Origin of the sequence: Providencia manganoxydans (genome assembly GCF_016618195.1) — a bacterium.
Taxonomy (GTDB): domain Bacteria; phylum Pseudomonadota; class Gammaproteobacteria; order Enterobacterales; family Enterobacteriaceae; genus Providencia; species Providencia manganoxydans.
Window position 1 is genome coordinate 2,734,039 of record NZ_CP067099.1, and the last position, 23,607, is coordinate 2,757,645.

Here is a 23,607-nt window from a genome sequence, read left to right on the forward strand (position 1 = left end):
CATGAAAAAGCTTGATATATTTGTCGGAGGGAAATGGCAGCAAGGCCGTGGTAACGAAATGCACTCCCGTTTCCCTGGTGATCAACATATTGTTGCCACACTCAATAGTGCTAACCTTGAAGATGTTGAAGATGCCGTTCTCGCTGCTGACAAGGCGTGGCGTGCGCCGAGTTGGCGTTCACAACCTTCCCACCAGCGAGCCACTATTTTGCTTAAAGTCAGTGCATTAATTGAAGAACGCATTGACGAACTCACACATTTACAAACCCTTGATAATGGCAAACCTTGGGCAGAAGCACGAGGTTTAGTCATGAGTGCTGCTGCTACCGCACGCTACTTTGCAGCCGTTTGTGAAGTCAGTGGTGGTGAACTCCCACCACGTCGCCAATCCGATATGATGACCTTGAGCACTTATCAGCCTGTTGGTGTAATAGCGGCGATTACGCCATGGAACTCTCCGATTGCTAGCGATATGCAAAAAATTGCCCCTGCCATTGCCGCAGGTAATGCCGTGATTTTAAAACCAGCAGAAGCGACCCCACTGATCTCACTAAAACTTGCAGAATTGTTCGAGCAAGCAGGTCTTCCTGCTGGATTGCTGAGTGTATTACCGGGCAAAGGATCTATCGTAGGCGATGCGCTGGTTCGTCATCCATTAGTCAGAAAAATTTCATTTACGGGTGGCACAAACACCGGTCGTCAACTTGCGCATATTGCAGCTGACAAATTGATCACAACGTCACTTGAACTCGGAGGCAAATCGCCGACTATCGTCCTAGAAGATGCCGATATTGAACTGGCGGCACACGGCGTTTGTTATGGTATTTTCAGCTCTATGGGGCAAGCTTGTATTGCGGGCTCACGGCTATTTGTGGCAAAAGCCATCTATAAACCGTTTATGGAACGATTAACCGCCCTTACCCAACAGCTGATTATTGGCGATCCACGTCAAGAGCGTGTACATATCGGCCCATTAATTACCCCTGCCCACCGAGAAAGCGTGATCCGCTATGTCACTCAAGCTATTAACGAAGGCGGCACAATTCGCCTTGGTGGTGAAATACCCAGTGACCCGAGTTTACAAGAAGGTAACTATTACCAGCCAACCATCATTGAAGGTTTGACTAACCAAGCCTCTGTTTGCCAAGAAGAAATTTTTGGCCCTGTTCTCGTCGTTATTCCATTTGATGATGAAGCTGAACTTATTGATGAAGCGAATGATTCTATTTATGGACTCGCGGCGGGTATTTGGACAAAAGACTATACACGTGCATTTAAACTCGCTGACGCATTAGACGTTGGCACTGTTTGGATCAATACCTACAAAGTTTTCTCCATTTCAACACCTTTTGGCGGTTTTAAAGAGAGCGGACTCGGTAGAGAAAAAGGCATTGAGAGCCTTAAAGCCTATATGCAGCAAAAAAGTATTTTTCTGGCATTAAACCCACAACCAAACCGTTGGTGTGAATAAATGACCACCGATACGCTTTCGGTGAGTTATCGAATTCTAAAGGAGAACACTATGTATGAGACAATCACGGTTGGCGAGGCTATCGCCAGAACGTTAGAACAATATCAAGTCAGTACCGTGTATGGCGTTATTTCAATTCACAACCTCCCGATTGCCGATGCTATCGGTCGTCGCGGCATCATTGATTTTACCCCAAGTCGTGGTGAGGCTGGCGCAGTGACGATGGCTGATGCTCACAGTCGATTTACCGGTTTAGGTGTTGCTCTGACCAGTACTGGCGCAGGTGCAGGCAATGCTATTGGTTCAATGATAGAAGCAATGAATGCATGTTCTCCAATGATACATATTACTGGGCAGGTTGAAAAAGCTTACCTTGATATGGATGCGGGTTTTATCCATGAAACTCGTGATCAACTCGGCTTCTTGAGAGCAAGTTCAAAACAAGCCTTTCGCGTGCATACTGCGGAGCAGGCCATCGCCGTTTTACATAAAGCCATTCAAGTCGCACAAACCGTACCTTGTGGCCCAGTATCTATCGAAATTCCAATCGATATTCAAAACACGCAAGTGCCATTATCTATTTTAAGCGCCCCACTCGCACCATCGACGCTTCCTAGTGCCACCCTAAAGCAAGTTGAAGCTATTTGGCAAAAACTACAACATGCACAACGGCCTTTACTGTGGATTGGTGGCGGAGCATTACAATCAAGCCAAGCGGTTAAGCGACTCGCTGATTTAGGTATTGCTGTCATTAGCAGTACACATGGGAGAGGCATTCTATCTGACGACCATCCATTTAGTTTACGTGCTTTTCATAATGCAGATTCCATTGATAAATTACTGCGTGATTGTGATATCACACTGGTTGCAGGCTCTCGACTACGGAGTAACGAAACAAAAACATGGTCGCTCCCTCTACCACAACCTTTGATTCAAATTGATATCGACCCACTGGCAGCAAATCGTAACTACAGCGCTGATTTAGTTATCACTGCGGATTGTGCTCAGATATTAAGTGGATTAGCCGATAAATTAGAACAAACACATTTTTCTGCACCTTCACAGTGGCAACAACGCGTACAAACAGCGGTGCAGCAGGCAGAAACGCAATTGCGAGAACAATGTGGTTCTTATAGCCAATTAAGTGATGCTATTGAACACGTTCTCCCTAGCGAAGGCATTTTTGTTCGTGATATTACTGTTTCAGGTAGTCTGTGGGGAAGCCGATTATTAAAAGCCACTCAACCAATGCATAATATACATTCATTAGCTGGAGCTATCGGTTTAGGTTTAGCAATGTCAATTGGCACTGCCAAAGCAAATCCCAACGTTCCTGTTATTGGCTTAGTCGGTGACGGCGGGCTAATGCTTGGCATTGGTGAATTAGCCACCATGGCTCAAGAGCAGTTACCTATTGTGCTGATCATTATGAATGACCATGGATATGGTGTTATGCGAGGTATTCAGGATAAATATTTTTCAGGTCGACAATACTATAATGAATTGCTCACGCCATCGTTTAGCAAACTTGCAGCATCAATGGGAATTCATGCGTTAACTATTGATAGAGCAGAAGAGTTCCAACCAACGCTTCAACAAGCAATTGAGCTAAAGCAGCCAGTGGTCGTCGAAGTTCTAATGAAAAACATTGGTACGATGAATTTCTCCGGTCCACCGCAGAAAAAATTATTCTAAAACTTAATGATATCCGCATTAGAGTGAGAACAACTCACTCTAATGATTGACCGCCTTCATTCCCTATTTTCTATCCTCAATATTGCCTTATTACACTTGCTTACTTAACTTATATTCATTTGTTCAAACAAATTGCTATACTTGCCGCTCGCCATATTTTAGGAAAGAGTACTTATTAATATCAGTACCTACTACTTAAGGAACAATAATGAAAAAATATCTATTACCTATTAGTCTTGCGGTCAATGTGATACTTCTTGCTTCGATTATTTTTTTAGGTGTTAAGCTGTTTAATATAAAGAATAAAATCGATACGACGATTGAGCAGGTAAAAAGTGGGCAATATTCGCAGTTGATTAAGGATAATACGGGAAGTTTAGTCCCTGAAGGATTAAAAAATTTTAATAAAATTGAAGTTTCAGACAATAAATGTGACTATTTTGACCAAAAATTTGCTATATTGATAAATTACCTAGAAGAAAACCCTACTATCCCCGGTTCAAATGCCTATGTTAAGCAATTGAATAAACTCAAAATCACCGTTGAAAAATCCCCTTCAGCACTCAAAGAGACGGCTTGTGATAAAGGTATATCCTCCATTAATTATATTGGCGAAAAACTATCAACAATAAATTAATTACAAATTGATAATTCACTATTGCTATTTTTGCTTCCAAAAATAAAAGCCCCGTTTACACGAGGCTTTTATTCAAATTTGTACAGCGCTTAGACGCTGTTGCAACTTTAGCTTACAGTGGGATCACGTTAGCTGCTGCTGGGCCTTTTGCGCCATTCTCGATAGAGAAAGACACTTCTTGACCTTCGTTCAGGCTTTTGAAACTGTTGCTTTGGATTGCAGAGAAGTGTACGAATACATCTTTGCTACCATCTTTTGGAGAGATAAAGCCAAAACCTTTATCATTGTTGAACCATTTTACTGTACCAGTCATTGTATTAGACATGTTATTTCCTTTAAATTTATTAAATTGCCATAAGGCGGGGTAAGGTTTGTTCTTTGTACGTACTTATGGGAATTAAATTAGAAGGAATTCACAATGAAGGTATCATGGATAACACTTAATAGGGAACTGCTTTAACTTGTCTTTCATAAATAAATGGGTACTACCAAACCAGCCGCGCTATTAACGCATACAATGATTATGATAGCAAACTTTATTTTAAATATGCCCCTAGAATTAATCACAATATGAATGAAAAACCTGAGCCATCACAAGTATGATTGACTTGATATCCCCCAAAAACACAGTACAATGCCATAGTTTAATATAATAAAGACTACATTATCGTCTCCCCCCCCCTATTCTACTGAAATTTAATTTCAAATGACACTTGTGACTTAAATCCTTCAGGTGGCACACCAACAGAGCGACTTTTTGCAACGGCTGCCAATGCCGCATTATCTAATAATTCATGACCCGAACTAGTAATAACACGGGCAGAGGTAAACTCACCTGTTATTGTGAGGTTAAAAACAACTTCAGTGGTACCACGAATTTTCATACTGCTGGCTCTTCGAGGATATTGTTTATTGCGCTCGATTTCTCGACGCAATTTTTCACGGTAAGCGCTTAATTCCCCGCTATCTTCCATAATTGAAAAACCTTGAACTGGCTTACCCATTGCCCCCATCGCTTGAGAGGATGCATTTTCACCATTTTGTGACATCAATGGCTGTGGCTGAGCAGCCGCCTTTTCTGTTTCATAGTCTGTTTTTTCCTGCTGTTCTGTGTTTTCTTTTGATACCACCATTTTATTACTTTCTTTAGTCGCTGGCTTACGTTCCGTTTTTTTTTCCTTTTTAGGCACAATGATTTTTGCTGTTTCGACAATGGCTGGAGATACCGGTAAATCATGTTGAACAATCGGGGGCTCAATCTTTGTTTCAGGTAACTTTGCTTGTTCTATCGCCTGTGACAATGCAATAGACACCACCGGCGATCCAATATCCGCCCGATGTTGTAAACTGTGTTCTGCGTAAGAACGATTAATCAAATTAGCAATAATCACTGAATGCAGTAATAACGAAACAGATACGGTCAAAAATGGTATTTTTTTCATCATATTCGAATCAGCCCTCTTAAACATTAATTAAGAGGGCTACTGGATTTAAAAGTGGCTAGTGAAATTAAGTCTGAATGTCCGACCTGGAGCTGGCATCATAGTACGTGTCAGTGGATCCAAATAATATTCATCAAAAACATTAGTCGCTAATAATTCCATGCTAATGTCTTTAGCAATTTGATAACTCATATAAGCATCTGCAACGAATACTGGATTCCAACGCATCGGGCTATTATTAAGCGGTGCGTAATGGGCAGGATATTTCCCCATCATCTCTTTTTCATCACTGTTTTCTGTACCGCTGTGATAACGCATGCGGCTACCAACTTCTAAGCGTTGATCGAAGAAACGCATACCTAAATTCGCATTAATACTGTATTTAGGTTGCAATTGGGTACGCATAAAACCGCCGGGGAACCCTGCTTCAGTACATGACGATATATTGAATTTATTCATCGGATCTAACATGGCAGCAGAGGCACTATCACAAACCTCATTTTTTAGGCGATAATCAATACCAATGTCACCAAAATAATTGCCATTATCATAACGCGCCTGTAATTCAATGCCCGATGTGATGTGTTTATCTACTTGAGTAAATTTAAGATGGCCATCGCGTTCAAACGAATTCTCAATCGTCGTGTAATAATAATTTATACGTACATCCGCAAAATGCTCCGCACCAAGTAGCTGTTGCAGATTACGCACATAACCAAGCTCCGCTGTTTTACCGCGCTCAGGTTGAAAATTTCGCCATACCGCCGTATTGCCAATTATGGATGAAAAGCCAATTGTGTCTTCAAAAATACTTGGCATACGAACCGTTTCGGTATAACTGGCATAGATACGATCGTTATCGGTGAGATAAGCGGATGCTGAAAAAGCGGGTGCCCATGCGTGTGCTTTACGTTTTTCTTGTGGTTTAAACTTTTCTTCGTCTGTTAATCGGCGGATAGTTTCATTATTATTACTAGAAAGTGAATAACTGGGGATATATTGTGGTGCCAATTGTCCACTAAATGGATCAATAGCCTCAGCATTCAGATCGAAAGTACCGTTATAAAAAGGATTGGTTTCTTTGGTTAGCTTATTATCACTATCCGGATACCATTTAGCCTTAGAGATTTCATCTATACGAAATACTTCTTGTCCATTTATTTTTTTTAATTCTGATCCACCAAATGCATTCCTGCTTAAATTTAATGCATCCTTAACAAAAAGATCTCGATAATAAGGAGAACGTCGTACATCGTCAAAACGTTTATGTTTACCTTTGGAGTCAATATAAATATGATTAATAATTTTATTATATTCATCAACTGTAACAACTCGAGAAATATCATAACTCTTAGCTAATAACTGATGAGGACGAGCAAAATTAATATCTTTTAACGCACGACGCTTATTAAGTAAATCGTCCTGTGACCAATAACTGGTACGTTGAGCCCCCGCAGTCATATTCAACCAATTCGTAGGACGCCAATTAAAATTAAAGGCAAAGGTATTTTCTTGTCGTTTCCCTTCTCGCGGTAACGCGCCGAATGACTTTACTGTCGCCCCAGCAGATGCATCAAAAACATTATTTTTACTGTTTATTGTTTCATGGGTTAAACTGCCGATAATCGTTAACTCTAAACTGTTGGTTAATTGCATCTTATTCGACAAATCAATTCCTTGCCGATGATTAAGTGAACTAAATTGTTCTCCTAAAACTAATGTGCCATCGATTTTTGAATCTCTTGGGAGAAAACCCCTTTCAAATTCAAGATCACGATTTCGCGGCTCCCTTGGATAAGCCCCCGAAGTATTGCTATTGCTTATAGTTTTAGTTAACCAATAACCTAATTTCATATCAATATAGGGATTGTTTTCAGGCAAAAAAGAATAAGTAGCATAAAAAGCATCTACTTTAAATTTTGCTAATGGCCATTGGGGCACCTTCCCGTTTAAGTCCATCATCGCGACTCTTGATGGCATGATTTCACCGTAATGATTCATGGTTTGAGTATAACCTAGCGAAAGTTTCTGCTGTTCAGATAAAAATAGATTGGTTTTAATTAAATAGGTATCCATTTTGCTGGAAGTATTCATGACCTCCCTGCCTGGGAAATAGACATTGGCAGCAAATGGCATATAGGGATCAAATGATTTCGACTGAGAAGTCAAAATTTCCTCAGTATAGTTTTCAGCGCCTCGCGTTCCTGCAAAATAATTTCCTTGATCACGATAACTGTATGCCGCCATTACATCGAACCGCTCCTGCCTTGTGCCGATTGCCATTCTGACTGCATTATCTCTCAAATTAAAAAAGTTCGCGTCACCACGGGACTTTGCTGTCATTAACAAAGCAGGGTCATTAAATAGTGATGATGTTCTTTTTATTAATTCATCAGACATGCTTTTCAAAATAGCAGGATCATCACGATAATCTGTCCCTGCCTGTAACTGAGCAATTCTTGGCTTGGTCGAATTACTGCTAGTTTCTAACTTTAAATCAAAACCAAATTTATCTTCAGGGGAAACCACGTCATCAATATTGATCGTTCTAATGGCGATTCCACCTCCTACCGACGTTTTTACATCTGGATCTAATGATGCACTTTTATGTACCGTAATGCTGCTGATCATATTGGGATCAACATAGTTACGGTTATTGGCACCGTTATATCCTCTCCATACAGTATGAGCTTGCTCTGTACCATCCACAGTAACAGGAACTCGACCTTGACCTTGGATCCCTCGAACATTAGGGTCTATCGCCCCACTATTTCGAGCATCACCGCTAAATACCCCAACAGCACTGTTTAATACGTCTGCGGGATTCGTTCCTTTGTAACGCTCAACCAATTCTTTACCGAGGTAAACATTAGATTCATTTTTATCATACTGAGCATCATAACCTTTTTGATCGCGCTGTTTAATGGTTGTTGTTTTATCATTAATAATAATGGTTCCGATATCCTCCTGCTCTTTAGCAAATATCAGATTGGAAATTAAAGCAAACGAGATACCTGTCGCAATATTAATTGCAACTAACTTTTTTATCTTCATTATATAATACCTAAAATATTAAAAGCGTTTTTCTAATTTAAACTCAACTTCATTCTGTGAATAAGAATACAGTGCATCAATATTGCTATGGTTTATCCTGAATTTATAAGATAATGATGGTGTTAAAGTAAATAAACTATACTTTGGAGCACTTAACTTTATAAAATAGAGCTGTTCATTATCATCTCTAATTTGACGACTTAATGCATACTGAGGTTGCTCAAAATGCGTTTTTTTATAGCTCGCCATACCTAAAAAATTAAAACCTTGTGAGAAACTTTTAAATATACCGACTCTAATACCATATTGTTTATAACTATCACTTTGATACCGTTTATTTCGCATTACACCATCAACCCCACCAAAAAATATTATATCGGGTGAAAATGCATAAATATTAGTTAAATAAAACGTGCTCTTATTACCATTACTACTTTGATACATAGAGCGGTAGTTTAATTTTTTATAATCAACGATAGCACTGACCGAAAATTTTGGTGTGAAGTGATACGCCACGTCTATACTCGCCCCAAATCCATAATATCGCTGCTGATCACCAATAAACTTAAATTCAATTGTAGGTCCAAAGGCAAAGGTTTTTATACCATCTTGATATTGATAATAGGATTTTGTATTTATTATATTCTCATTGTATTGAGACGCTTTTTCATACTTGTATCCATATGTATAAGCCTTAAATAGCGCATTATGATGGCGATACAAAGGAACTTGTTTCTCAATATTCGCCTCGTAGATAAATTTTTGTCCTTTAGTGGCTTCTCCTACGCCATAACAGACCTCTTTTACCTCACTACGATAACAATCTCTTCGATGATCACCCGGCACTTGGTTAATATTTGAGTTATAACCATAACCTAACGAGATACTCCCCCGCCACGCTGTTCTTTTTTTCAAGGCTTTGGTGAATTGAGCAATATTGTCTAATACATGCTTCGGTAATTGTTGAGCATACTTATCTAACACACGATTAAATTGTACTATAGCCTCTTTATTCTGTTGGCTTTCATAATATACACGAGCTAATTCGAGCTCGACACGTAGGAAATCAGAATTTTTTTGTAAAATTTGCTGATAATAATTGATTGCTTTTTGATAATTTTTATTTTGATGGGAAATTTTAGCATTCGCATATTTCACCAATAAATCATCATGACCAGTTAATTTTTGATAAGAAGACAATAGCTGATTCACATCATTATATTGCCCCCTAGCTAAGGCAATATAAATAGCCTCCCCTATATCATGGACGTTATTATTTATTTTATAGTTCTCCCCATCAAAGTTAACTATCAACTCATCATCAAGGGTTATCTTTATTTCTTTATCTTTAGATAATTTTTCATTCACATTGACTTTATCTACTAATAATCTTTGATAATCATTAGTGTCATCACTATGAGAAATAACAAAGCCACTGTAAAAAATCGATAATAATATAATTAAACGAGATATCGTCATAACATACAACCAATTGACTAACAAAGTAGTAATAGGTGGAATATTAATTCCACCTATCCAAGTTAACTATTGTGCTTTAGAACCACCAAATGCAACATCTTTAATATGTTCACTTCCAAAAGATACTATCCCAGCTACCTCTGTTGCATCAGCGCCAAAAAAGTTACCATAACTATGCCCTTCAATTGATTCATTAGCGATCGCAGTCCCATTAAATTGATATTGTTCTTGCTCTAAAATGTCCCCGCTCATAGTGATATTCAATTCATGACCACTCAGTGAGCCAGTATATTCTTTAGTATCAAAATCCGCATTAAATGTACCACTTAATTTACCTGAGCTATCAAACTGGTTAATACCAGCGATGGTATACTCAACTTGCCCTGAATTAGGCAGAGATTCGCTAACATCTTTACCCGAATAGAATGCGGTATGCGTTGCATCACCATCAATACCGGTTTTAGACCAATCACCAAAATATACTTCGGCATTCGCAACCTGAGTAAAATTAAATTTTCCGGTATTAGCAGAGTGCGCGCTCGTTGATGCAGCTAATTCATATACGCCATGTTCATTTTCAGTCGCTCGCGCTTTAAAACTTGCAAAACTAATTCTGGTACCAAAAAATATTGGTTGTAAACCGATCCCCGGATCACCGATTGCGCCTGCATGTGACCCGCTAGCGTATTGGGTGTCACCAACGATCACTTCAACACCATCCACACCATATTTTTGGCTTTGAGCGGAAATAGTTGTAGCACTAGCACTAAAAACAGAAGTCGATAAAGCAATCGTGAGTACTGCTAATGATAGGTTTTTCATAAGGCTCCTTGTCAAATGACTGTTAACTTAATGGTAAATATAACTATCCAAAACAGCTTAAAAGCATTAGTCGCAATGCTTGGTACGCAGTATATAGAATTCGCCTTAGCGCTCAAATGGTAATGATTATTATTAGCATTGATAATCAATTCAAAAGAAACTTTAATTTAACGCTATCAAAATAAATCGGATTAAATTTAAATTAATAAAAAACAACCCATTATAAATATATATCGAACACACAAAATAAGTAGCAAGTATTGTTTAATTAACGTTATTTACAAAATAAATAAGGGGCTGTCCTAGATAAGGTTTAAATTTTACCTTTAACTATCTGTTTTAGCATATTTAATTGTTGTTTTGCACTAGGTGTGTTAAATCGCCATTCACACTCTTTTAAATACAGCTCAAAATGAGCCTTCGGAATACCGTTAAATTTACGCATGTGACGCTTCGCTTGGTTCCAAAAATTCTCTATGCCATTGATGTGATTTTGCCGGTCTTTTTTGTCGACAAACTGGGTGCTGTGATTGATCCTGTAATGCTTAAAATCGCTCACATCCAGTACGTCATAACTGGCAAAATTATCTGTGTAGACGATGCTGTCAGGGTAAATTTTTGACTCAATTATTGGCAGTAATGTCCTCGATTTAGCATCGGGTATGACCTTGGTATAAACCTTGCCACCACGCTTGAGAAGCCCGAAAACAGGCACTTTTCCAGCTGCCCCTCTACCGCGCTGACCTTTACGACGCCCCCCAAAATAACTTTCGTCCAATTCAATCTCGCCATCAAACCAAGAGTGCTTATCAACGTGCTCTGCTATCAGTACTCTGAGCCGATGAAAATAGTAAGCGGCAGTGTTCCTGTGGACACCAACCAGCTCTGCGGCAATACGGGCTGTAGAGCCTGCAATAAACAGCTCAAGTAACCGTTCCTGTTTGTACTGACTGAGTCTGCTTTTTCTCATGAAACTATCCTAGATGATCTTAGTTATCTAGGACAGCCCCATAAATAATGTTTAACTTTTTCCTTGTAATCTTTCATGTAATAACATCATTAAAAATATTAATTTTTATTGTTTATTTGCAACCTAGATCACTCTTTTTGAATAAAGAAACTAATAGCTTACTTTATGCATTAATATCGACACTCTAAATAATTCGAGCTACCGATAGATAGCAAACTAACTCATCGCTATAGAATTAAAAAATAATAAGATTAATTCGAAAGCATAGAGGTGCTATACCTCAATACAAGGCGCTGCCCTAGCAGTATCACGAGTGTAAATTAAGTTAAATTCATTCACCTCACATTGACCTTCCCCCTAGGGGAAGCTTTATGGTTATTGCAATTCAACCAGTCATGAACAAGGAAATTCTCATGAAAAAATTGCTCCCTCTTGCTGCTCTCATTGCAAGCACGCTTTCATTTGCAACTTTTGCTGATACAACCCATTCCATGCATATGTCTCCACCAGCAACTAATGAAATGCAAAAAGAGCTGAATCAATCAATGGATAAAATGCATTCAGATATGGCTAACAGTATGAATGAGCAAAATGCAGATATCGCGTTCGCACAAGGGATGATCGCCCATCATTTAGGCGCAATTGATATGGCTAAGATTGAACTTAAATATGGCACAGATCCTGAAATGAGAAAACTAGCAGAAGAGATTATTAATGCTCAAGGCCCTGAAATAGAACAAATGCAAAAATGGTTAGAAAAGAATAAAAAATAATTCCATGCGTGAGTCTCTAAAATTAGAGGCTAACCTCTTTATAATCTAAATAATTCGAGTTGCAGGTAGGCAAGGAAGCATAGATAAACGTTATGACTCAATGAGCGTCGCCTAGTCATTTATACCTTAACGAAAAAACCTGCAACTTGAAGTATGAAGACTAGATGCTCAGGCTAAATTCACCGCAAATGGGTCATGACTCGCATCATCATTCCACACATATTCCATGCTCTTGATAATGGTTGAAGCTTGCTGTAAGCCATAGAAATCACTGACCACCTGTAATGACATATCAATACCTGCGCTTACTCCAGAAGATGTATAAAACTTGTCATCTTTCACCCAACGCGCTTTCGGCTGCCAATTAACATTATTGTTAATCGAAGTTACCCATTCAAAAGCTAATTTATTGCTTGTAGCACTAAGGTCATTCAATAAATTTGTTGCCGCTAATAGCGCTGAACCAGTACAAACTGTCATACAGTATGAGGTGTATTCAACTTGTTGTTTCAACCAATAAATATACTCTTTATCTATTGCCAAAGGCCGAGTCCCTTGCCCTCCTGGAATCAACAAATATTTATATTGAGGATTGGTGACTTTCTCAGTTTCGATAGCCACTCCCTGCGAACTGGTTTTTTTGTTACCTTCAGGCGAAATAAATTTCACCTTACAGTCTGGTAATCGGCCAAAAACCTCAACTGGCCCCATCACATCTAAGGTTTCAAAGCCATCGAATAAAACAATGCCTAAAGTTTCTATGTTCATCAAACACCTCACTTACCAATTGATACTATAAATACTTCGAAGGTCAATTCCATAATGAAAACAAGTAAACACAGATACGATACTGTAACGCAAGCGCTAGAACTTGAAATATAATGAATATAGATAAGGATATTATTGTTGCTGGAGATAATACTTATTCAACCACAAGATGAAATGTTCTAATTTAGATATAAATATATTCGTGTTATCTTGAGGTTGATAGCTTTCTTGCAAAAAATAGTGAATTTGCTCCTTACATTCAGGAAAAAGAGCCATAACGCGTTCAGCATACTCATTTAAACTTTCCGGCCAACTAGTATCATTATTATCATGTAAGATATTCGTTGAACGCAGTAATTTTCTGGCAGCTGCACGCTGTATTAATCTTCGTTTGTTCGCATCTGCCGTATTTTTTAATTCATCAATATACTGTGTTAGCACGTCAACAAAATCGCCATTAACCGCAATAGCAATGTCTTTGGAAGGTAAAAAAGGGGCAAAACGTAGACTTAAATCGTCACCAAACACACAGCGACAATGGTGCTTTAGCCAATACCCCCAACTAAACTGATTACATTCATCAATAACATCCGCCAGTATGCCAATATCAAAATCAATTTTACTGACAATATCATGCATTTTTTCTAAATATGAGTGCGCCTCATTTAATTGTCTCTGTTCAGTTTCATTAAGTTTTTGAGTAAGAATCAGGCATAGATCGAGATCTGAGCGATACTGAACTGCTTGCCCTTTTGCGACACTACCATAGACATATATGCTATGTAATCGATTATTCAAACTAAGTTTAAGATGAGCGATGACATCGTCAATCACTTGCTTAAATTGTGCTTGATACTCAACTGGAGCTAACGTTGTTATCCTACCTTGCCAGTCTATAGCCATAATAACCTGTATTGTTTTGCAGCAATATGAGAATGCAATTATACGGATAAAGCCATTGTAGCTTATAAATTACAGATAAAAAGTAGTACGTTAGGTCTTTTATAAGAGGAGAAAACCATGAGATTTATAGCGATCGACCATGTTCATATTTATGTTGATGACCTTGATGAAGCCATTCAGTGGTATAAAAATATACTCTCTTTTGAAATAACCCCACGTTTTAAATTTTGGTTTGAGCAAGGCGGCCCTTTAGTAATCAACAATGGTGATGCTTATTTATCTCTATTTAAAAGAACAACGCAAAATAGAGGAAACACAGTAGCATTTAGTGTTGATAGAACCAGCTTCTTGCAGTTCAAAGAGCATCTAACAAGTTATAATGTTCCAATTTCAGTTATCGACCACGAGGTGTCTTTATCAGTCTACTTCACCGATCCCTACGATAATAAATATGAAATTACAACTTACGACTATTTTGAGTTGTAGTATTAAAAAATTTTAAGCTGCTTATATGGCAGTGAACTTGGGGCTCTATCTCTCAGCTTCCCTATACTTTTCTAAGCTGCCTATACGGCAGTGAACGGTAAGTGCAGAGATGTCATTTTTCTTATAGCTTTCTAAGCTGCTTATACGGCAGTGAACGCTTTTAATTTGCGATACCAGTAATCTGTATTTTTCTAAGCTGCCTATACGGCAGTGAACTATAGACTACCATAAAAAATAATCTTGATAACAATAAGTTATCTCAAAATAGTCAAAAATATCTTATTTTCCCACTCTTTATTTAACTTATTATTTTAAATAACTATTTTTCATCTTGAAAAATAGAAGGTAAAAATACATAAGATCATAGGTACATGAAGAGTAATATTTTAATTTGATAGCAAGTAAAGAGTGCGTCAGTTGTCACTGAATAAAAAATAATAAATAAAAACTTTGAATGTAAAATTCACATTCAGATTTGATATATGAAAGAATGATGAAGCTTGAATACTGTAATGATGAACAGTGCCGTCACTTTTGATTTTCAGCGACAAATTCCAGATGCAAAAAATCCACCTATTAGGTGGCTTTTTCTTTCCCTAACCCGTTGTTATTCAACGCGGTTTTTATTTGGTGCCCAGGGCGGGACTTGAACCCGCACAGCCTAAAGGCCGAGGGATTTTAAATCCCTTGTGTCTACCGATTTCACCACCTGGGCTAAATTTTTGGAGGCGCGTCCCGGAGTCGAACCGAGCTACACGGATTTGCAATCCGGTGCATAACCGCTTTGCTAACGCGCCTTCTTGTTCAATCTCACTGCTGAGATTGGAGCGGGAAACGAGACTCGAACTCGCGACCCCGACCTTGGCAAGGTCGTGCTCTACCAACTGAGCTATTCCCGCCTTAAACTATCTTTTCCAAACTGGCTGATTTACTTATTTTTTTTCGTAAACCTCGTTGCCGTTCGATGCGTTGCATTCTACTGATTTCACATTTTGAGTCAACACAATTATTTAAAAAAATCACTTAAATCTGTTCGTTCGCTGTTTTTTCAATCATTTCGATCAAGCTTCGCTCAAATCTGCCCATGCAGCCCTCAAATATTGATACATTGACCAGAATGTTAAGATGGCGGCAATGTACAATAATGCGATCGCAAGATTCTCAATCAGTAAATTTGGGCGCCATAACAAACCAACCAATGACATCATTTGAGCCGTCGTTTTAAATTTGCCAATCCAAGAAACAGCTACACTGCTTCTTTTGCCTATTTCGGCCATCCACTCTCTCAGTGATGAAATGATAATTTCGCGGGCTATCATTGTTGCAGCAGGTAAAGTCACATACCAAACATCAAAGCTTTCGGTCACCAACACTAATGCGGTCGCCACCATAACTTTATCGGCGACAGGATCAAGAAATGCCCCAAACTTCGTCGTTTGCTTCCAGAGCCTTGCCAGATAGCCGTCAAACCAGTCTGTGACCGCAGCGACAACAAAAATCAATGCGCACACGAAAGGCCCCCAGCTTACTGGTAAATAGAAAGCCAGCACAAAGAATGGTATCAAGATGACGCGAAACAAGGTCAACCACGTAGGAATATTTAATTTCATCATACTTAGTAACTTTTTGACCAAAATGGATTTTATAAGTATGGTGCCCTAAGACACCTAGTGTTTCAATGCATTATAAATCTTTTCTGCTAGCGCGTATGAGATCGAGGGCACTTTTGCAATCTCTTCTATACTTGCATTTTTTAAAGGCTGTAAGCCGCCCATATATTTTAGCAACATTTGGCGACGCTTTGGCCCTACTCCCTCTATTGATTCTAATGCACTGGTATTTTTAACTTTAGCCCGTCGCTGACGGTGGCCAGTGATCGCATGATTATGCGATTCGTCTCGAATATGTTGGATCACATGTAATGCTGGTGAGTCTGCTGGTAAGGCGATACCTTCCCCCTCAGGTTTAAAAAAGAGTGTCTCTAGGCCTGCTTTACGATCGCTTCCTTTAGCAACGCCAATCAATAAAGGTCGGTTTTTATCCCAATCCACTTCAAGTGAATCAAAAACGTCTTTTGCCTGCCCCAATTGGCCTTTACCACCATCAATAAAAATAATATCAGGCACTTTGCTTTCATCTAGATGTTTACCATAACGGCGTGTTAATACCTGATGCATTGCCGCATAATCATCACCTGGAGTGATGCCAGTGATGTTATAACGCCGATATTCCGCTTTTACTGGCCCGTTTTTATCAAAAACGACACAAGATGCGACCGTTTGCTCCCCCATGGTATGTGAAATATCAAAGCACTCCATACGAGATATTGAATCCAGTTCAACTATTTTGGCTAATGATGCCATACGTTGATGAATGGTTGATTGCTGAGCCAATTTAGTCAGCAATGCCGTGGATGCATTGGTTCGTGCTAATTTTAGATAACGAGCTCTCGCTCCTCGAGGCTGCGTTTGGATTTGGATTTTTCGCCCTGCAACCTGTGATAATGAATCGGCTAATAGTTCTTTTTCAGGTAATGCAAAATCCAATAAAATCTCACCCGGTAATGTCCGGTTTTCACTGCCCTGCAAATAAAATTGTCCAAGAAATGTTTGTACAACTTCTTCTAATAAAGTCCCGGCTGGAATTCTGGGATAATAGCTGCGACTTCCGAGTACTTTTCCTTGGCGAATAAATAAGACGTGTATACAGGCCAGTCCTGACTCAAAAGCGACACCGATAACATCAAGGTCATCACTATCACCAGAAACATATTGTTGCTCAGTAACCGCTCTTACCGCCTGTATTTGATCACGAAAACGAGCCGCTTCTTCAAAGCGTAGTTCTTGACTAGCTTTTTCCATTCGTTCAATCAATCCAGTTAAAACTTGCTGATCTTTACCGGTTAAGAATAAGCGCACATAATTAACTTGTTGTTCGTACTCTTCATCACTAACTAAACCTTTAACACAAGGGCCTAAACAACGCCCTATTTGATATTGTAGGCAAGGCCTTGAACGATTTTTATAAACACTGTCTTCACATTGCCTGATTGGAAACAGTTTTTGCATCAGCGCGAGTGTTTCCCTCACAGCATAGGAGTTAGGGAATGGCCCAAAGTATTCCCCCTTTGCATGCTTAGCACCACGATGCATGGATAATCTAGGGTGAGTCTCTTTGCTTAAAAAGATATAAGGGTATGACTTATCATCTCGTAGTAAAACATTATAACGAGGCTGATACAGCTTGATGTAGTTGTGCTCAAGCAGCAAGGCTTCTGTTTCTGTATGAGTAACGGTCACGTCAATAGAAGCAATATTTTTTACTAACTGCTCGGTTTTACGACTACTGACAGTGACTCGAAAATAACTGGAAAGGCGTTTTTTAAGATCTTTTGCTTTACCTACATAAATCACCGTTCCCCCAGCGTCATACATACGATAGACACCAGGTTGGTTAGTGACTGTTTTTAAAAAAGCTTTTGGTTCAAACTGTTCTGACACCCTGATACACCCTGTTTGGTTACAATCAACCCATTACTGATAGCGATATGAGTTAATTCTACATCACTACGGATATTAAGTTTACCAAACATTCTATATCGATAGGTATTTACTGTTTTAGGACTCAATGCCAACATCTGAGCGATCTGCTTTATTGAAATGCCTTGAGTAATAAATAGCATAATTTCGAGCTCTCGCGTTGATAATAAATCATATAGATCAGCTTGCTCGTTCTGATCAATACGTTTTAGAGCTATCGTTTGTGCAATATCCGGTGAAATGATTTTGCTGCGAGCATTAACGACTTGTATTGCTTCAACAAGCTCATCTGCATCAATTTTCGCACTTAGAATGCCACGAATGCCGATATCAAGCGCCTTCAATAAAAAGGCATAATAGCGGTGAATATTATAGATAATGATCCCTACATCAGGTTGAGTGCGTCTTAGTGTTTGTAATGTTTTTAGTGACTCGAAATGGCAATTATCACTATTAATTAATATAACACTAGCCTTCTGCTGCCGATTCCATGTAATGGCTTGTTCGATAAAAGGGAATGAAGCAACAATACTACATCGTTTATGGCGGTTAAATATTGCCTCAAGTCCACGAATTAAAATATTATTATCATCAATGATTGCTATATTAATCATTTTCCATCCTATACTTTATGACAATTTTATCTCCAAAACTCTTCATAAATAACAAGTTCCGAATATAAAATAAAGTATTTTAAATTAACGATGACCTGATAGATTTAATAATAAACAGATAGATAAACAAATAAAATTAGTTGTTATATATCATTTAACCCATAAATTAAATGACCATGCATACACATGGTCATTTGATAATTATAAAATTAAAAATAATAAAATTATTTTTGCCCTACTAAACGACAAATGGTTTCAGAAACTAAATAGCTTTTTTCAAACGAGCTGAGTGGTAAAAACTCAAATTTAGAATGAAAATTTAATGCGCCTGTAAAGTAGTTAGGTGTCAAAACACCTCTCGCTGACAGTGCCGAGCCATCTGTGCCACCACGCATTGGAATAACGTTTGGTTCAACATTTTGGATCTTTAATGCGTCAAAAATTAAATCGATGGCAGTGCGGTCATCCCCCAATGAATCGCTAATATTGCTATATACATCAACAATATTGAATTCAATTTTTGCTTTTGGATGGCGTGCTTTAATCAATTCTACGACTTCGCCGATATAACGCTTACGTGCCTCATAGCTATTACGATCAAAATCACGAATTGCCATTTTAATTTTGGCATTATCTGGATTTGCAATGAGATCAGTCACATAAAAGTAACCTTCGCGATGCTCCGTGTGTTCAGGGGTATCAAAACGATCAAAGCAGCCAATAAAGTCATGCGCAACGCGGATCGGGTTAACTAACACATTTTTTGCTGACATTGGATGTGCAGTGATCCCTTTAATCGTTATATCAATAGAAGCAGCATTGAAGGTTTCATAAACGACTTCACCTAGCGCGCAGCAGTCTATCGTATAAGCGAAGTCGACCTTAAAGCGGGATAAGTCCATAATTTTGGAGCCCCGTAGGCCAATTTCCTCATCAGGAACAAAAGCGACATAGATATCACCACAGTCGAAATCAGCATTCTGTAGTTTATCCATTAGCTCCATGACAACCGTAACTGCGGCTTTATTATCAGCGCCAAGTACACTGGTTCCATCACTAAAAATGATCTCTTCTCCTACATAAGGAGCGGCTTCTGGATGCTCTTCAGTTTTAAACCAGACCTCTTCTTGTGCATTCAAACACAGGTCTTTTCCTTCATATTTTAAAGTCTGAGGTTTGATAACTGGGGATAATCCCACATCAACCGTATCCAAATGGGTAACAAAACCAATTTTAGGTGCAGATGGTTTGTTGCCCGGACGGAGTGCATATAGGATCGCATGATCATCAATATAAATATCTTTAAGGCCGTAGCTTTCTAGCTCTTTAGCGAGGAGTTTTGCTAGTTCACGTTGTCCTTCGGTGCTCGGCACAAACGTTGCTGAAGCATCGCTTTGGCTTTCGATAGCAAGATAGCGGAAAAAACGTTGTTCTAGCTGTTTACCTAATTGATTCATTTTCTATTCCTTTTTACTCAGTCCAGCAAACTATGGCGCTGGCTGCCATGTGTAACCACTGTCGAATCCGATTGGGATATCAAATGCCCAGAACAGATAAAGCGTTGCAGTCAATGTGATCAATAAACCGATTGTGAACGGGATCATCATTGAGCAAAGTGTCCCAATACCTGCATTTTTGTAGTACTTCTGACAATACATCAATATCAACGGATAGAATGGGAACATTGGCGTACTGACGTTCATTGCGGAATCACTCACGCGGAATGCAGCTTGTGTCAGTTCAGGAGAGATCCCCACCGCCATTAGCATAGGAACCAATACTGGCGCCATAATTGCCCATTTAGAAGTTGCAGATGTGATCATGATATTAATCAGAGCCGTCAAAATAATGACGCCAAGTACCGTCATTTCTGAAGGCATATCCAGTGTACGCAATAATTCAGCACCAGATAGCGCTAATAGTGTGCCCAAATTAGAATGCTGGAATGAATAGAGAAATTGAGCAGCAAAAAATGCAAAAACAATAAATGGAATTAATGACTTGGTGATATTTTCCATTGCCTTAACCACATCTTTGGTTGAGGTAAAGGATTTAGTCATATAACCATAAACAATACCCGGCACCGCAAAGAAAATAAATAACAGCGGTACCACGATTTGCATAATAGGGGCTTTAGGGCTGGTTAAACTACCATCAGGACCACGTAATGGTGAGTTTTCAGGCCACAATAATGCAAATAAACCTACGCCAAGCAAAATCACGATACCGCCGGCGACACGAAATGCTTTGTGCTCAATTGGTGTAATTTTACTGAGATCTTGTTCTGAATCGACATCCACTTCATTGGTCGTAATTGGGCAGTTTTTATTTAGCCAAGGTTCGACAATTTTTTCAGTAATAAACCAGCAGGTAAAAATCACGCCAAACGTACCACCAAGGCTAAAGAAATAGTTACACAAAACGTTAACACTGTAACCTGGTGCCATCATTTGAGCTGCGTCTTGGGTAAAACTTTGCATGATAGGGTCAATAATTGATGGCGTATAGCTCGCAGTAAAACCGCCTGCTAACCCAGCAAAAGCCGCTGCAATACCTGCTAATGGATGGCGACCACTGGCGTAAAACATCATGGCTGCAACAGGCATCAAAATCACATACGCGGAGTCTGACGCAATATGAGAGACGATACCGACAAAAACCACGGTTGGCGTCAACATTTTAGGGGTAATAAAGGAAAGCATTTTTTTCAAAGCAGTATTAATAAAGCCACTACTTTCAGCAATGCCGATCCCTAACGTTGCGACGATAGTTATTCCTAATGGAGGGAAATTAATGAAGTTTTTCACTGCCGATGTAATGAATAATATGATTTCTTCATAGTTAAACATATTTACGACAGATATTTTTTCTTTCGACACTGGATGATAATAATTAAAATCTACAAATGAAAGTAGATAAGATAAAAACCAGCAGATCACTAGGGCATAAATAAACAGCATTGTAACATCGGGCATAACGTTTCCGATACGCTCAACACGGTTTAAAAACCCTTTCTTTTTAGGGAGTGTATTTGTTGTCATATTTGCAAGTTACTTAGGTTATTATACTCTAAATCATTCGAGTTTCAGGTAGGTGACAAACGAAGATAGACGGGGGCATAGATAAACTATGTACTCGGCTAGCTGAGTGTAGTCAACACCCCTACAACTTAAAGGATGACGAGTATAGAATAATAAACTTTTACACAGTAGATAACCCTTTCTAAAAAGTAAAATACTTTCTTTCAAATATTTAACAGGATAAACCAGTGGTATTTTATTGTATTAGTATAATTTAACATTAGAATGAGAGGAATTAGCATTGCCAAAAAGAAACATGCGCTGATTCACATAAAAATAGCTATGTTTTATTACTTAATATTCTATGTTAATTGAAAAATGCATAAGGAAAAGGAATGAGTTTCATCCCTTTTCCTATATTAAAAAAAATTTGAATTATTCTATTCTCGTTTCAGTCTTTCTGTATTGGCGATAAATAATGCAATAACTAAGACTAAAATAGCACCGGCATGAAGTAATGTTGTCATTGGATCACTGTGGTCGACAATAATTAAGCGTATTATTGCAGTAATTCCGATATAAATAAAATATCGTAATGGGAAGTGATAACCAGACAAAAAATATTTAGTAATCAAAGCAATAAACTCAAAATAAAGAAAATAGATGACTATTCCTTCTAATAGCTCATAAGCTGTTGCTTCTTTTTGGCCACTAAACATCAACGATGCCATGGTATAGGTTTCTTTGGCTAAAAAGAACACAAGCACAATAGCGAGTGCAATCAACCCAATATTCAATACCCACTGCAATACCCATGCGATATTACTAGCATGCCGCATATTTCTCATACTGTTCATCAGCGAACATCCCTAAACATTAATGGTTATTTATACAATCTGCGGTAAAGTTTAATTTGCCTTATCTTATTAAATTATTAGAATTAAATAATTCTCTATAATAAGCAACTAGGCTTTTAAGTTATTATAATCCATATTCGAGACATTCGCATTACAAAGGATAAAGACGAGCCAGTAAAAACCAGCTCATGATCTTTATTTACTCATCAAACTGATGATATCTTGCTCTGTCAGCATCGGCGTTTTTTCAACAAAATTGTAGTAAGCAGGTTTACTATCAACGAAAATCTGCATTGCTAGAGTTGCACTTTTAGTTTCTCCAAACAATGTTGAAGAAACATAATAAGAAGAGGGAGTATGAAGATGGTAAAATAGATGAGTGCCACATTGCTTACAAAAAGCACGCTCTGCCCATTCCGATGATGCAAAACGGGTAATAAACTCTTCCCCATCAATACTAACATCACTATGGCAATCAATAGTAAAACTCGGCCCACCGTTCCAACGTTGGCACATCTCACAATGACAAACACTAATTTTATCGACTGGCTGTTGAGTTGCTATTTTTACTGCACCACACAAACATTGGCCTTGAGACATAATCGTTTCCTCTGGCTGTAATTTTACGCTAATTGTTATCAAAAAAGCGTAACACAATAAAGGTGATAGTTAGTCTTTTTTATCATCAATTCTGAATTGACGTCCATTAAAACGACGATCAGTCGTTGTTTCTGATAGCTCAATGCGGTTTACTTCTACTTGTTCACGTATAGATTCAATATCGCCAAGATCTCCCAATTTATTTTGTTTGAGTGAATGCTCAATTTTCACATTTTCGTGTGAAGGCATTGTTTCAGTTGTTTGAGCAAATACGGATGCACTTGTTAGCAACGCTATCGCAATAAATAATTTTGAGAATAGTTGTGTCTTCATCGTGTTCTCCTTAATCTAGAGTTTTGTTTTAACTCAATTCCTTGTCAAAAAGTAGCTCTCAGGAGTAATCATTTGGGGGGATTTGTCAATTTTTTAATGAAAGGTAATCATCTAATTTTATTTGATAAATTATTGAGAACTCCA

The 23,607-nt window shown here is 38.5% G+C and carries 21 protein-coding genes and 3 tRNA genes; 5 read left to right on the forward strand and 19 right to left on the reverse strand.

What is annotated here, in order from left to right; genetic code table 11:
- Position 1 precedes the first annotated feature (1 nt).
- The 3 genes from JI723_RS12295 (at position 2) to JI723_RS12305 (ending at position 3,803) form a co-directional block, all read left to right on the forward strand.
- Entirely contained in the window at positions 2–1,471 is a 1,470-nt protein-coding gene (locus tag JI723_RS12295; RefSeq protein ID WP_272579669.1) for an aldehyde dehydrogenase, read from the forward strand.
- Between the two features lie 51 nt (positions 1,472–1,522).
- Positions 1,523–3,166 carry a thiamine pyrophosphate-binding protein gene (locus tag JI723_RS12300; protein WP_319069091.1) on the forward strand — a complete coding sequence of 548 codons (1,644 nt, stop codon included), beginning with the start codon at positions 1,523–1,525 and terminating at the stop codon, positions 3,164–3,166.
- 208 nt (positions 3,167–3,374) lie between these two features.
- Positions 3,375–3,803: a hypothetical protein gene (locus JI723_RS12305; RefSeq protein ID WP_070925519.1), complete on the forward strand. Its 429-nt coding sequence runs from the start codon at positions 3,375–3,377 to the stop codon at positions 3,801–3,803.
- Between the two features lie 112 nt (positions 3,804–3,915).
- Here JI723_RS12305 and cspE read toward each other — a convergent pair whose 3' ends face one another.
- From cspE to JI723_RS12335, 6 genes are all read right to left on the reverse strand, one after another.
- Positions 3,916–4,128, reverse strand: a complete 213-nt coding sequence (gene cspE / locus JI723_RS12310; protein WP_070925520.1) for a transcription antiterminator/RNA stability regulator CspE — start codon at positions 4,126–4,128, stop codon at positions 3,916–3,918.
- A 361-nt stretch (positions 4,129–4,489) separates the two neighbouring features.
- Positions 4,490–5,248, reverse strand: coding sequence for a TonB family protein (locus JI723_RS12315; RefSeq protein ID WP_337979400.1), 759 nt, complete (start codon positions 5,246–5,248; stop codon positions 4,490–4,492).
- A 45-nt stretch (positions 5,249–5,293) separates the two neighbouring features.
- Complete coding sequence (locus JI723_RS12320) at positions 5,294–8,299, reverse strand: TonB-dependent receptor domain-containing protein (protein ID WP_337979401.1); 3,006 nt, start codon at positions 8,297–8,299, stop codon at positions 5,294–5,296.
- A gap of 18 nt (positions 8,300–8,317) precedes the next feature.
- Positions 8,318–9,778 (reverse strand): surface lipoprotein assembly modifier, encoded by a 1,461-nt coding sequence (locus tag JI723_RS12325; protein WP_272579664.1) that lies wholly within the window; start codon positions 9,776–9,778, stop codon positions 8,318–8,320.
- Positions 9,779–9,844: 66 nt separating this feature from the next.
- The gene (locus JI723_RS12330; RefSeq protein ID WP_272579663.1) at positions 9,845–10,600 is read right to left on the reverse strand and encodes a Slam-dependent surface lipoprotein; all 756 of its coding nucleotides are present in this window, start codon (positions 10,598–10,600) and stop codon (positions 9,845–9,847) included.
- A 313-nt stretch (positions 10,601–10,913) separates the two neighbouring features.
- Positions 10,914–11,570 carry an IS1595-like element ISEc75 family transposase gene (locus tag JI723_RS12335; RefSeq protein WP_337979402.1) on the reverse strand — a complete coding sequence of 219 codons (657 nt, stop codon included), beginning with the start codon at positions 11,568–11,570 and terminating at the stop codon, positions 10,914–10,916.
- Positions 11,571–11,983: 413 nt separating this feature from the next.
- Here JI723_RS12335 and copM point away from each other — a divergent pair, with 413 nt between their 5' ends.
- Positions 11,984–12,343: a CopM family metallochaperone gene (copM, locus tag JI723_RS12340; protein WP_337979968.1), complete on the forward strand. Its 360-nt coding sequence runs from the start codon at positions 11,984–11,986 to the stop codon at positions 12,341–12,343.
- Between the two features lie 168 nt (positions 12,344–12,511).
- On the opposite strand, the gene JI723_RS12345 is transcribed toward copM, so the two are convergent.
- Positions 12,512–13,111 carry a DJ-1/PfpI family protein gene (locus JI723_RS12345; RefSeq protein WP_272579662.1) on the reverse strand — a complete coding sequence of 200 codons (600 nt, stop codon included), beginning with the start codon at positions 13,109–13,111 and terminating at the stop codon, positions 12,512–12,514.
- 132 nt (positions 13,112–13,243) lie between these two features.
- Complete coding sequence (locus tag JI723_RS12350; RefSeq protein WP_337979403.1) at positions 13,244–14,014, reverse strand: nucleotidyltransferase domain-containing protein; 771 nt, start codon at positions 14,012–14,014, stop codon at positions 13,244–13,246.
- 117 nt (positions 14,015–14,131) lie between these two features.
- Here JI723_RS12350 and JI723_RS12355 point away from each other — a divergent pair, with 117 nt between their 5' ends.
- Positions 14,132–14,500, forward strand: a complete 369-nt coding sequence (locus tag JI723_RS12355) for a VOC family protein (protein WP_337979404.1) — start codon at positions 14,132–14,134, stop codon at positions 14,498–14,500.
- A 628-nt stretch (positions 14,501–15,128) separates the two neighbouring features.
- On the opposite strand, the gene JI723_RS12360 is transcribed toward JI723_RS12355, so the two are convergent.
- The 11 genes from JI723_RS12360 to JI723_RS12410 form a co-directional block, all read right to left on the reverse strand.
- Positions 15,129–15,215, reverse strand: a tRNA-Leu gene (locus tag JI723_RS12360).
- 8 nt (positions 15,216–15,223) lie between these two features.
- Positions 15,224–15,297: transfer RNA gene (locus JI723_RS12365), tRNA-Cys, on the reverse strand.
- A gap of 26 nt (positions 15,298–15,323) precedes the next feature.
- Positions 15,324–15,399, reverse strand: a tRNA-Gly gene (locus JI723_RS12370).
- A 162-nt stretch (positions 15,400–15,561) separates the two neighbouring features.
- Positions 15,562–16,110 (reverse strand): CDP-diacylglycerol--glycerol-3-phosphate 3-phosphatidyltransferase, encoded by a 549-nt coding sequence (gene pgsA / locus JI723_RS12375; RefSeq protein ID WP_140182403.1) that lies wholly within the window; start codon positions 16,108–16,110, stop codon positions 15,562–15,564.
- Positions 16,111–16,167: 57 nt separating this feature from the next.
- Entirely contained in the window at positions 16,168–18,000 is a 1,833-nt protein-coding gene (gene uvrC, locus JI723_RS12380) for an excinuclease ABC subunit UvrC (protein WP_319068527.1), read from the reverse strand.
- Positions 17,967–18,653 carry a LuxR C-terminal-related transcriptional regulator gene (locus JI723_RS12385; protein WP_070926218.1) on the reverse strand — a complete coding sequence of 229 codons (687 nt, stop codon included), beginning with the start codon at positions 18,651–18,653 and terminating at the stop codon, positions 17,967–17,969. Before JI723_RS12385 ends, uvrC begins: the two co-directional genes overlap by 34 nt.
- A 224-nt stretch (positions 18,654–18,877) precedes the next feature.
- Positions 18,878–20,110: a peptidase T gene (pepT, locus tag JI723_RS12390; protein ID WP_070926216.1), complete on the reverse strand. Its 1,233-nt coding sequence runs from the start codon at positions 20,108–20,110 to the stop codon at positions 18,878–18,880.
- 30 nt (positions 20,111–20,140) lie between these two features.
- A complete protein-coding gene (locus JI723_RS12395) occupies positions 20,141–21,694 on the reverse strand; it encodes an AbgT family transporter (RefSeq protein WP_140182354.1) in 1,554 nt (517 codons plus the stop codon).
- Positions 21,695–22,113: 419 nt separating this feature from the next.
- Positions 22,114–22,530 (reverse strand): phosphate-starvation-inducible protein PsiE, encoded by a 417-nt coding sequence (gene psiE, locus JI723_RS12400; RefSeq protein ID WP_140182356.1) that lies wholly within the window; start codon positions 22,528–22,530, stop codon positions 22,114–22,116.
- A gap of 195 nt (positions 22,531–22,725) precedes the next feature.
- Positions 22,726–23,130 carry a GFA family protein gene (locus tag JI723_RS12405; protein WP_272579633.1) on the reverse strand — a complete coding sequence of 135 codons (405 nt, stop codon included), beginning with the start codon at positions 23,128–23,130 and terminating at the stop codon, positions 22,726–22,728.
- Between the two features lie 69 nt (positions 23,131–23,199).
- Positions 23,200–23,463, reverse strand: a complete 264-nt coding sequence (locus JI723_RS12410; RefSeq protein ID WP_272579632.1) for a hypothetical protein — start codon at positions 23,461–23,463, stop codon at positions 23,200–23,202.
- Positions 23,464–23,607: the final 144 nt, after the last annotated feature.

Excerpts from the sequence above, each read along its gene's own strand:
- JI723_RS12325 (WP_272579664.1), bottom strand. The coding sequence starts at position 9,778 with ATGACGATATCTCGTTTAATTATATTATTATCGATTTTTTACAGTGGC.
- JI723_RS12335 (WP_337979402.1), bottom strand. The coding sequence starts at position 11,570 with ATGAGAAAAAGCAGACTCAGTCAGTACAAACAGGAACGGTTACTTGAG.
- JI723_RS12350 (WP_337979403.1), bottom strand. The coding sequence starts at position 14,014 with ATGGCTATAGACTGGCAAGGTAGGATAACAACGTTAGCTCCAGTTGAG.
- JI723_RS12305 (WP_070925519.1), top strand. The coding sequence starts at position 3,375 with ATGAAAAAATATCTATTACCTATTAGTCTTGCGGTCAATGTGATACTT.
- pgsA (WP_140182403.1), bottom strand. The coding sequence starts at position 16,110 with ATGAAATTAAATATTCCTACGTGGTTGACCTTGTTTCGCGTCATCTTG.
- JI723_RS12395 (WP_140182354.1), bottom strand. The coding sequence starts at position 21,694 with ATGACAACAAATACACTCCCTAAAAAGAAAGGGTTTTTAAACCGTGTT.
- JI723_RS12300 (WP_319069091.1), top strand. The coding sequence starts at position 1,523 with ATGTATGAGACAATCACGGTTGGCGAGGCTATCGCCAGAACGTTAGAA.
- JI723_RS12320 (WP_337979401.1), bottom strand. The coding sequence starts at position 8,299 with ATGAAGATAAAAAAGTTAGTTGCAATTAATATTGCGACAGGTATCTCG.
- JI723_RS12355 (WP_337979404.1), top strand. The coding sequence starts at position 14,132 with ATGAGATTTATAGCGATCGACCATGTTCATATTTATGTTGATGACCTT.
- copM (WP_337979968.1), top strand. The coding sequence starts at position 11,984 with ATGAAAAAATTGCTCCCTCTTGCTGCTCTCATTGCAAGCACGCTTTCA.
- JI723_RS12345 (WP_272579662.1), bottom strand. The coding sequence starts at position 13,111 with ATGAACATAGAAACTTTAGGCATTGTTTTATTCGATGGCTTTGAAACC.
- JI723_RS12315 (WP_337979400.1), bottom strand. The coding sequence starts at position 5,248 with ATGATGAAAAAAATACCATTTTTGACCGTATCTGTTTCGTTATTACTG.
- pepT (WP_070926216.1), bottom strand. The coding sequence starts at position 20,110 with ATGAATCAATTAGGTAAACAGCTAGAACAACGTTTTTTCCGCTATCTT.
- JI723_RS12295 (WP_272579669.1), top strand. The coding sequence starts at position 2 with ATGAAAAAGCTTGATATATTTGTCGGAGGGAAATGGCAGCAAGGCCGT.
- psiE (WP_140182356.1), bottom strand. The coding sequence starts at position 22,530 with ATGAACAGTATGAGAAATATGCGGCATGCTAGTAATATCGCATGGGTA.
- JI723_RS12405 (WP_272579633.1), bottom strand. The coding sequence starts at position 23,130 with ATGTCTCAAGGCCAATGTTTGTGTGGTGCAGTAAAAATAGCAACTCAA.
- JI723_RS12330 (WP_272579663.1), bottom strand. The coding sequence starts at position 10,600 with ATGAAAAACCTATCATTAGCAGTACTCACGATTGCTTTATCGACTTCT.
- JI723_RS12385 (WP_070926218.1), bottom strand. The coding sequence starts at position 18,653 with ATGATTAATATAGCAATCATTGATGATAATAATATTTTAATTCGTGGA.
- cspE (WP_070925520.1), bottom strand. The coding sequence starts at position 4,128 with ATGTCTAATACAATGACTGGTACAGTAAAATGGTTCAACAATGATAAA.
- JI723_RS12410 (WP_272579632.1), bottom strand. The coding sequence starts at position 23,463 with ATGAAGACACAACTATTCTCAAAATTATTTATTGCGATAGCGTTGCTA.